This window comes from Mycoplasma sp. CSL7491-lung (assembly GCF_018913965.1).
Taxonomy (GTDB): domain Bacteria; phylum Bacillota_I; class Bacilli_A; order Mycoplasmatales; family Metamycoplasmataceae; genus Mycoplasmopsis.
In genome coordinates this window covers 70328-81900 of the sequence record NZ_JAHMHG010000004.1, presented here as the reverse complement: position 1 = coordinate 81900, position 11573 = coordinate 70328, and the positions used below count along the sequence as shown (strand labels likewise).

7 protein-coding genes are annotated in these 11573 nt (G+C 21.2%); all 7 read left to right on the top strand.

Annotated elements, in window-relative coordinates:
- Positions 1-727: hypothetical protein (locus KQ876_RS03415; RefSeq protein WP_216490297.1), on the top strand; the 727-nt coding region annotated here is incomplete at its 5' end.
- Between the two features lies 1 nt (position 728).
- Positions 729-1367 carry a hypothetical protein gene (locus KQ876_RS03410; protein ID WP_216490295.1) on the top strand — a complete coding sequence of 213 codons (639 nt, stop codon included), beginning with the start codon at positions 729-731 and terminating at the stop codon, positions 1365-1367.
- A gap of 86 nt (positions 1368-1453) precedes the next feature.
- Positions 1454-1999 carry a hypothetical protein gene (locus KQ876_RS03405; RefSeq protein ID WP_216490293.1) on the top strand — a complete coding sequence of 182 codons (546 nt, stop codon included), beginning with the start codon at positions 1454-1456 and terminating at the stop codon, positions 1997-1999.
- 19 nt (positions 2000-2018) lie between these two features.
- Positions 2019-2339 carry a hypothetical protein gene (locus KQ876_RS03400; RefSeq protein ID WP_216490291.1) on the top strand — a complete coding sequence of 107 codons (321 nt, stop codon included), beginning with the start codon at positions 2019-2021 and terminating at the stop codon, positions 2337-2339.
- A 6-nt stretch (positions 2340-2345) separates the two neighbouring features.
- On the top strand, positions 2346-3599 hold the full coding sequence (locus KQ876_RS03395; protein WP_216490289.1) for an Mbov_0396 family ICE element transmembrane protein: 1254 nt from the start codon (positions 2346-2348) through the stop codon (positions 3597-3599).
- A complete protein-coding gene (locus KQ876_RS04490) occupies positions 3568-6393 on the top strand; it encodes an Mbov_0397 family ICE element conjugal transfer ATPase (protein ID WP_216490287.1) in 2826 nt (941 codons plus the stop codon). The genes KQ876_RS03395 and KQ876_RS04490 overlap by 32 nt, the downstream gene beginning before the upstream one ends.
- An 8-nt stretch (positions 6394-6401) precedes the next feature.
- Positions 6402-11573, top strand: coding sequence for a hypothetical protein (locus tag KQ876_RS03385; RefSeq protein WP_216490285.1), 5172 nt, complete (start codon positions 6402-6404; stop codon positions 11571-11573).

Sequence of the window (11573 nt, the reverse complement as noted above, 5' to 3'; positions counted from 1 at the left end):
AAACAAAAGTTATATTTGTTCAACAGGACAAAAAACTAGATTTATTAATATTGATATTGATTCAAAAGCAGAAATTTTGTATAAAACTTTAACTAATTTTTATAAAAAAGTTATTAAATTTGAAGAATTAAATAACAAAAGAAGGTCAGATATGTTATTTTTAAAATATTTCTTACCTAGTTTTTGATACGAAACTAATTCATCAAATGAAAACAACAAAAAAATTAGATTAGTTTATGCTTTTGATTCAAATATAAATGTTGATGTTGCTAAAAATATAGCCCAAAAATTAATTACTATTTTAGAATATGTTTTTTTAACATCAGTTGATAAAGCATCAAAAAATATTAAACAAATTTTTTATGGAACAAAAAACAATGTTTTTGTAAATACAAATTTAAGAATTTATAACTCAACAAAAGCGTTAGAAATTTTACAACTTTTATTTAAAAAATTCAATTTAAATGAAGATTATGAAGAAAGTAAAAAATCAAAAAATATTAAATATGATTTGATTGGAGTTATAAAATCGGACGATTATGAAGAAGCATTATGAATTTTTATTGCTTTGTCAAAAATAAATCTTCAATATTTATTAAAAACAAAACCAAAATGAATTAAAAAATTTGAGGATACTATTCAACGACGACCATATTTTCAACCAAAAAATGGCTCAAAAGGTCAAAAACTGCTTGCTTATAGTTCAACAACAAAAACAAAGGAGTAAAATGTCTCAAACACAAAACAAAAAAGACTTAAAATTTAATAATATCGATATTGAAACTTTTGTTCTTTCTTATTATGACAATTTAGAATCTACAGAAGAAACGTTTGAACAGATATCAAATAAAATTTCAAGCACTTTAAATAATAATTTAGAAAATCATATTAATCAAAAAGAATACTATGAAACAATTTTAGAATACTTTGAATGTTTAAATGTGCTTGATTTAAGTGTAGATTTCGAAAACTATAATATTATTCGTATTTTAAATGACTTTATTTTTACTACGGACATAGAAAAATTAAAAAAAGTTATCAATTTTATAAAAGAATTAATTTCTGTTGAAGACTGAAATGAAATAGTCTTAAAAATTAAAAATAATGAATTTTTAGAAAATAATGACATTTATAACTATCATGAATATATTGAAACTTTAAATGAAAATTCAATGGGTTATTTTTTTGATGAAATGCCTAATTTAGATATTTTAATTTTTAATCGTAAAGAGTTTTTATACGATGATTCTAAAAGTAATTTTATTAAAATCAATGGGTATTCAACTAAATTTAAACAACTTGAAAAAAATGAATTATTTTATGAATTATCAAAAGCAGAAATATTGGAATATATTGATGAAATTTAATAATACTAAAAAAATAAGAAAACAAAGACATTGTATTAAAGATACACGTAATTGTTTAGATTTAGTTATTAAACAAAAGATTTAATATGAATTTAGAAAAAATAAAAGAATTAATAGATAGAGACAATAGATTAAGAGTTTATTTAGAAAATAAATCTTGGTCATTCAAACAAAAAATAATTCGACTTGAAAAGTACATTCTTGATAGAAAATTTCAGTTAGACAAACAAATGGTTGAAGATATTTTGTATAGATTAGTTTGAAAAGAAATGAAAAAATGAAATCAAACAGAACTATATGATAGTCTAAATAGCAAACCTAACATTTTAATTTTTTTCAATAAAGAACAAAACGAAAAAATTAATCATTATTCTAAAAATTATGTTGTAAAAAAAACAAAAAATAACTTTTTAGTTTTAAAAGACGATTTAACTATATCTGAATTAGAAAATTTATTAAAAGAATATGTAAATAAGGAACCAATATCAATTTTATATTACGATGACCAAAATTATCCACATTTCGAATCATACCCTTATGTTTTAAGTTATAGAGCAGATTTAGATCAATCTAATCAAGATAATTGTGTTAATTTTGGCGAATTAGTTTTTGACAACTTTGACTGAAACTAAATAATCGAAAGGAGAAATCATGAGACATATTTTGTTAGAAACCACAACTGCTCCAGGCACTTTATCAAGCGACGTTTCTAAGTCCATTACTAGTGGTTTTCAAACTTTGATATCTGCTTTAACTATACCAGCCATCCTTTTATTAATCGGACTTATAGTTTGAAGCATAATAAATTTATCACGCCGGTTCATGCAATTATCAAAAACAGATGTTAGTGAATATAAACATGAATTAAAAAAACTTATTTTTTATGGTTTAGGTGTATTAGTGTTGTTTATAGCGTTAGGATTTTTAATTGTCCAAAATTCTAACGGTTGAAGTATTTTGAATCAAACTTAAAATATAATGGGTTTTTTAATTAATTGAGTAGGTTGATATATCTTCACTGCTTTGTGATATATATTTATATTTCTACCTATTTGAGTATTACATATTCTTCACTCAACACTAGAATTTATAGCTCTAAAATTACCAATTTATATTATTTTTGGCGGATATAAGATTAATTTTCAAAGTACTTTCTTTGTTAGATTCTTTACGATAGCTGTAATTTGTTTAATTGCAATTGTTTTTATATTAATTTATAGACTTTTAAAGTCTTCGAAATCACAACAAAACCAAATTTTGTTAAAAGATGCATTAAAACAAACGTTTATTTCATTTATTTTAGTCATCGGAATCCCAATGTTGATTTGATTATTTATGATTTTGTTTGTTTTAGTTTATGATGCAATAAAAACATCTTTAATTCTTAATTCATCAGATACTATTGCAAAATACATCTTTAAAGTAATTGAACCTGAATGAACTAACAACTCACAAGGACATAACGCCTGAATACAAGTTCAAAATACTTTTAATACTTTAAGTTATGATGATTGGTTTAATTTAAATTCAAACGGAATATTATTAATAATAGAATTATTTATTGCAATAATTTTTATTTTAAAAGTTATTTTAAATTTATTTATTAGAGTAGTTAAGATTGTTGCTTATCAATTTGTTTATTTATTATGATTGCCGCCTGCAATAACTCAAGGTTTGAATGATAGCGGCATAACACTTAAAAAATGACTTGTTAAATTTACAGAAACTATTTTAAGTTTGTTCATTATTTTAATTGCACTCTTATTATTTTTATTTTTACTAGAGACTACTTTCAAGCAAACGCCAATTCTTTTAGATGAAATTATTAATGATCCTTCATATTCTCCATACAAAAAAATTATTTCAGTAATTTTACCAACAGGAATTTTAATTGGAATGTCGTTAGGCCTTGAAAATATGATTGCTAGAATAATGTATTTTTTCAATTTAAACGATTTTGCAGAAGCACCAAAAATTAAATTTAAAAAATCTAAAAATGCACAACAAACTAATAATAATTTAATTAATTCTTATGCTAATCAAAAAAATATTAGTAATGATAAAAACTTTTTAAGAAAAAACAATCAAATAATTATTAGTAAAAAAAGACAAAATAGTCTTATTTCAACAAATGATGCCCCTATAACAAAATTAAACACAACAATAACATCTTTAATTCAAGAATTAAAAGGAGTAAAAAATGCTACAACCAAAACCATTAAGAAGAACTAGATTTAATATATTTAAAAATTTAAGTTTATACGATGTTTTTCTTTTTATGATTTTGGTTATAGTTGAATTTTGTGTGATATTTTTTGGATTTCCACAAATAAATAAAATTTATAAGATTGTTTTACCTATTTCTTTTATTCCAATCATAATGCTATTGTTTTTAGATGTTAAAAATACAAATTATAAAGTTTATCAACTTTATTGAATTTGGTTTAAATTTAAAGTTTCTAAAAAAGAATTTAAACAAAAACAAATTAAGAATATGATGGTTTTTGATACGATAGATAAAAACGGTTTATTAAAAACTAATAAAATAATTTCTAAAAAACAACTTTATTCAAAAGTTTTTAAATTACACGGAAATTCTATTTTTAAATATGATGCAGATCTTCAAAATTCTTTATTAAATCAATTATCTAATTCTATCAGTACAATTGAAGGCCAAATTAATATTATAAAAATAAATAATTCATCCGAATTTAAACAAAATATTTCTTATGTTCAAGAAAAAATAAATATATACCAAGATATTAATTCACAAAACTATCTTAAATCTAAAAAAAGAGATATTGAAAACTTTAAAAATCAACAATATCAAGAATATTATGTTCTTGTTTATGGTGATAATGAATTTAAGTTGAACGAAAACATTCAAAGTTTCAAATTCGCATTTGAAAGTGTAAATTTTATATTATCAGATTTAAATCAAATAGAAACTTTATTGTTTTTTAATGATTATTACAAATTAAATCAAACCTATTCAGAAATTGAATTGAAAGTTCTGAACTCAAGTAATCCGGAAAACGTTGATTTGTTTGAAATTTTCGATTTTAAATCTATTGAATTTAAATCGAATTATTTTAAACTAAATAATAGTTATTATTCGGTTCAAGCAATTAAAGAATTTGATTATGAAGTTGAAAACGGATGATTAAATTCTTTGTATGATACAGATTCAACAATCATAATAAATTTTTCAAAAATACCTTTTAAACATGCTGAAAAATTATTAGAATCATCAAATAGAATTGTGGGTTCAAATTCGTTAGAAAATTCAAAACATTTATTAAGAAACAAAAGAAATATTTATGAATATCAAATTTTTAATGAATTAATTGAAAATATAGTTAAAAAACAACAAAAACCATTGATAGACTTTGGGTTTTATATTGTAAATAGAGCAAATAATTTAGAAGAATTACAAAAAATAGAAAAACAAAATGTTAATAATTCTAAAAGAGAAAGAATTAAATTATCTAAATTTAATTTTGAACAATTAAAATCATATAACCAATATCAATTAACGCCATTTGACATGTTAAATTCTTCGATTCAAGGATTACCTGAATTAATAGGTTTTAGTTGACCTTGAAATTTAGAAGTTTTAGACGATAAAAATGATTTTATTTTAGGTACGCAAATCAATGATAATTCCCCAATTTTATTTGATTTATTCACTAGAACACAAAATCGAAGAAATTCAAATGCTATTATTATAGGAACTTCAGGTTCAGGGAAATCAACGTTATCTAAAAAATTATTATTAAATGAATTTTACGATAATTCACAAATTATAGTAATAGATCCACAAGAAGAATATTCAAAAATTTGTAGTCAAGTTAATGGTCAATATATAGACCTTAAAGAAGGTAAAAACACCATTATAAACCCATTACAAATACAAATTAATGAATTTAATGATGAAAATATCAAAGTATTTAATGCGATAGATAATCATATTGAGTTTGTTGCAACTTGATTTGAAATATTATTTAAAAATCTTTCTAAAACAAATACTATTTTAATCAAAATGGCTTTAAAAAACTTATATAAAAATCATCATTTTTATAATATCAAAACATTAAATGATTTAAAAAGTATTAAAAAATGACCTATTATAAATGATTTTATTAACGAATTAGAAAATACAAAGTTTGATAACAAAACAGAAGAAATAATATATCTTAAACCATTAACAAAAATGATTAAAGAATTTAAATTCTTCTTTCAAGAACAAACTTCATATAAAAATATTTTTAATCAACAGTCTAATATAAATCTAAATAATAAATTTATTGTTTTTAATGTTAAAAAGTTATTATCACAACAAAATCAATCCTCGGCAATGGCTCAAATTTATTTATTGCTTAAAATAATAAATACAAAAATTAGTATAAATTCAATAAATAAATCTTATTTTAAAACTGTTTTGTTTATAGATGAAGCACACTTTGCATTGAAAGACAACACACCAGAATTAATGGAATTTTTAATTGATACTACTAAAACAATTCGGAAATATAATGGTTCAATTATTCTAGCAACTCAAAACGTTGTAGATATATCACAAAATGCATCTAAAATACTTGCTAATATACAATATTCCTTTTTCTTTAATGCTAAACAACTTGATTTAGACTCGATTAAAGAGTTGTACAAAACATCAAACTCATTATCAGAACATGAATTAAAATTTATTTCTAATTCAAAAACAGGTGAATGTTTATTTTTTCTAACGGACAAACAACATTATCAAATTGCAATTAATTATAATGATTTTGAAAAAGATTTATTTTTTGATGACTTTACTATTTTTAAAAAGCATATTAAATCACTTAAATTCGATATTGACGAATTGTTTAAAAAACAATTGAACAATGAAATTAAAGAACGATTATTAAATGAATACAATAAAGAAATATTAAACTACGAATCAAATTTAAATAAATACACAAATTTCAAGAATTATTTATCATTTTTAGTTGAATTTAAAAAGAATTTAATGAGTTTATAAGGAGAAAGATGAAATATAAAAAATTTTTTATAGGTTCTAGTGCTATTGCATCAATTTTACCTACAATTGGGGTAGTTTCTTATTATGATGATGAAGAGTTATATAATAATAACATCGAAGAAACTAATTACACTACCTTAGAATTACTTAAGGAAATAAAAAAGATATATCCAAATTTAGAAATATCTTCAAATACGGATAGTAATTACAATAGCAACTTACATAATCTTTCATATTCGTTCAAACGAAAACAATCATTTTTTAGTTTAAATAAAGAATTTAAAAATTCTAAATTTATTAAATCTAATAGTTTGGATTTAGTTGAATCTAAAATAAATTCTTATAATAATTTCAATGATTTTTGAAAAAAATTAAAAAAAGAATTATCAAATTTTAAAGTTGTAAATCAAGATATTTTTAATATTTCTGAAAACACAAAAAACGCATTATTTATTAATGATTTAAAATTAAAATCAACAATTGAATCTAAAACTTTGTCAGTTGATGTTAGCGCATATTTACCTTTTACAGATACTATTTCTGGTGCAACCATTAATAATTCATATTCTAAATATAAATTATCTAATTTGTATTTTTATGAATATAGTCAATATTTATTAACAACAACATCAAATCAAGATTTAGGATTATATGAACAAGAATTAAATCCAAAACAAAATTCTAAAAGTTATAGACCAAGCGGAGATTACAACGCTTTTTCAAGTTTAATTATTAAAAATAATGAGTATTGACCGTCAATAATTCCTTTAAAAATTGAAGATTTCGAATTTAATAATGATAAATTAAGAGTTAAACAAAATAAAGATGAATTTTATAATAATCAAATAAATAGTTTGTATAGTTTAAATTTATTTAACAAAATCAAAAATAATTGGTCAAACTTAACTAACAAATATTTAGTTAAGTCGGAAGATAGAATTAAATTAATTTCATCAAGATTCGGTACACATTTTGATACAAAAATATCATTTTTAGATGAAGAAGATATTAAAAAATATGCTTTAGAAAAATTTTTATTGTCAAAAGGCGTAAAAAAAATAAATAACAATTGAAATTATGATATTGAATTCGATGATTATGTAGAATATATTTCTAGTTTAGGTACAAAAGTTCAAAATTCTAATATTTATAGACATTTAACTTCAAAACTTGGTAATAATATTAAATTTATATATTCTGATAGACCATACGTAGAAGTAATTTACACAGAATTTAATGCTAACGAACCTATTAAAATTTTTATTAATCCTTCGGCACAAAATTCAAACAAAAATACTTATTGATGAGAAAGATTTAAAATAAATATACCAAAACTATCTGAAGATACTAGTGAAAATTCTGTTCAACAAGTATTTTCTTTGAAGGAAGGTATCGCAGTGCCAGTTTCAGACGAAGCACATAAACAAAACCAATATAATTATCAAAAATTAGATAATAATTTAATAACACTAGTTTCGGCTGCTTCAATAAATTTATTTTTAAGTCCAAAAAATAATGAAGAATTAATTATCAATGATAGAGTAGTTCCAATATCTTTAATTGGTTTCATTTATAAAATTTTGCCTACCGACCAAAAATTAAAAATACAAGTTAAAGAATATAAAGTAGAAGCCGGAAAAATAAATAGAAACGAAGCAAAAGTTTATACTATAACAGAAAATTTATTTAAAGATATTGAGTTGAATAAAGTTTTTGATGAAATTGATTTTAAATTGCATAGTTGAGATCCAAAAATAAATTTTGACCAAGCACAAAAAATAAACCCATATCAAATTGATTCAAATTTTAAAGAAATTGTTGATAAGGACGGTAATTTAATTTCTAACCCTGATTACGACTTTAAAATTAACCCAAAGACTGGTACTTACGAACAAATTTGAACTTTAAGTTCTAAGTTTTACAAACAAATATCAAATTTAAAAATATGACCCAAAATTTCTAAATTAAATGAATCTAAATTAGTTGAATATTTTGGGGAAGAAAACAATTCCGTTATAGTTAAAACAATATTTGCCGACGCAGGTCTTCATTTACAATTTGATGATGGATTTAAAGAAATTAAAGGTTTTTATTTCGGAAATGATTTAGTAGATATACAAAATATTCAAGAATTTAATTTAACAACAGATTCACAAGGTATTTTGTATTTTGCAGCACCGAAGACAGAAGGTTGATATTTACTTAATGCAATTCAAAAAACAGGATTACCAAAATTTTATTTAATTTATCAAACAAATCAAAAATTTAAGGATTCGCAAGAAAAAAATATTTTAGATAATGCTTTTATAAAATTGAATCAATTAAATTTAGTTAATAATCTTGAAAATTCAAAGTTTTTTACGTCATTTAAAGAATTTTTAAATAATAAATCATTAGATATAAACAGTTTAAATTATTCAGATTTAATAATTCAATACGAAAACTTTTTATTATATAAAAACATTTCATTTTCTTTACATTTTAATTCACTAAAACAAGAAGAATTCATTAATGATTTTGAAAAATATTTAGTCGATAATAATAAATTATCCAACGAAGAAACTCTTTTATATAATTCTTTAAAACCTGAATTACAAGAATATAAACAATTATTAGCAGATTTTATTGAATCTAAAATGCAAAATGATAAAAATCAAACAAATATTTATAGTTATCTAAATTCAAAACCTATTAGTTTGGTTGAAGCAGAAAAATTTGAATATTTAAATAGTGATAACGATAAAGAAGTCAATATTTATCAAAACGATTCTACTTTAAATGTGTATAGTTTTAATTTTAATTACAATTTGCAACCTAATAGCACAATTATTAAATTTATTAAAGATGAACCAACACAAAAAATAGATTTAACAAGTTGATTGTCTAAAAAAGGATATAAAATTAATTGACCGATTAATATTTTTTTAGATAAAGATAAAATTAAACAAAAATTAGAGCAAAGAACTTTAAGCGATTGAAAAAACAATATTAATTATTTACAAGAATTTATCTTAAAATCAATTTCAGGTTATTCTATTGGCGAAGGTTTTTATAATTTGGATTTTATCAATGAAAATGGGACTGAAATGGATGTTGATGACTATTTTTCTTATTTTGATAATACATTCTTTCTATTGAATGGAAAATCTTTTAATCTGGGGGAAATTTTAAAACATTTATTTAAGCCTAAAATTTCATTAACTAATAACTCAATTTATATTTTTTGAGATGGTCTTTTTGAACTAAATGACGAAAAATTCATTATTACCAAAGATTCTAATACTACAATTGAAATTGAATATCCTAAATTTTCAAATCCACTTGATTTTTTAGAAATAAGCGATTTGTCATATGATAATTTCTCATTAGAACAATTAAAAGAAGCTTTAAAATCTGATAACTTATTTAATAATTTTAATTATGAAACCGAATATGATAATAATCATTATGAATATGATTTTAAATATCTTCATAATTTTAAAATTAAAAATTTAGATTATGAATTAGATTTATTGTCTTCAGAAGAATATACTAAATATTTAGATTTAAATGAAAAGCCAAAATCAATAATTAAACAATTGATTTTATCAAATACAAACTCTAATTTCATATTTGAAAAAACTCTAAAAGAAATTAAAGATAAAAATCTTATTGAAAATAAAGAATTTGATTTTAATAGACCTAAAAATGAATTAATAGTAGCATTAAAATCAGTCATTGGTAATAAATATGACTTGATAAATAAAAAATATACATTCTTAAAAGAAGTCATAGATTATTGAATTGATAAAACTAATAAAAGTTTTGCTATTTCAAATCACAAAAAGTCATTAGAAATACAACAAATAAACGAACTATTATCAAAATTAACAGAATTTAAATTTGTTTTAGTTGATAAACATAATCAAATGTATTGAAATAATATTAATCAATTTATACAAAACAAAAAAATGTTATTTAATTATATTTCATCAAATATTGAAAAATTTAAATACACAACAGAATCCATTGAAAATTTTAAAATATGATTAGAATTTGCTAATAAATTAAAAAATAGTCATAAAAAAGATGTTTTATTTAATTTATGAAGATTTTTAGAAGTTGAATTAGACAAAATATCACAAAATAAACTAGAAAAAATAAGATTATTTAGTCATATTTATACAAAATTAAATATTGAGAATGTTATTAATGGTATTTATGATGGTTTAAAATTAGTTGATAAACCATATCAAGAGTTCGATAAAGAAAAAATTAAAGAAAATATCTTTAATAATGAAACTATTAATTCGGATTATTATTTATTAAAAACTAATATATCTTTAATTTCTCCTTTAAAAACAATTACAGGTGAATATAACCTAAAATCATATATTTTTAGTAATTTAAAACCATCTCAATTAATAGATGAAGATTATATAGGAGAGAATGATATTAATAGAATTGATAATAGAGATGATAATGATAATAATAACCCATCGTCGAAAAAAGAAGTAAATAATTCAAAAAATAATGATACCGCAAATGGTTCAAGCGATACCTCAAATGGTTCAAGCGATACCCAAAATGGTTTAAATGATACCTCAAATGGTTCAAGCGATACCGAAAATAATTTTAGCAAAAACACTGATACAAATAAAAACAACAATAACGATATAAATTTAAAAAAAGATGACAGATATAAATTAAATTCTAAAATAGATATTGGTAAATATCATTTTAATGAATTAGATATTTTTGTTGATGATAAATATTTTGATTCTGCTCGCAAAAAGATAATCACCGAAATATTAAATAATATTACTAGTGTATTTTTAGTTAACGAAGAAATTAAAACAGAAATTTTAAATCAACTTGATTTACCTACATTTGACCAAAATTTCTTTAAACAACTTGAAAATAAAGACAAATTAGTATTAAAAAATAATAAGGAATATTTTAAAACATCAAAAACTTTTAATTTTAAAGCAAATACCAATTCGTTTTTGATAAAAGGTCAAAACAGTTTTAAAATAAATTTTTATACATCAAAAGATTATGATTCTAAATTGATTAAAAAAGATGAAAATTCAGATGTTTTTTGAATTTCAACAACAATTTTAGTCGCTTTATTATCAACAGGTTTAATTACCTTAATTTATATTTTAAGAACAAAACAAAGAAAGGTTAAACTATTTTAA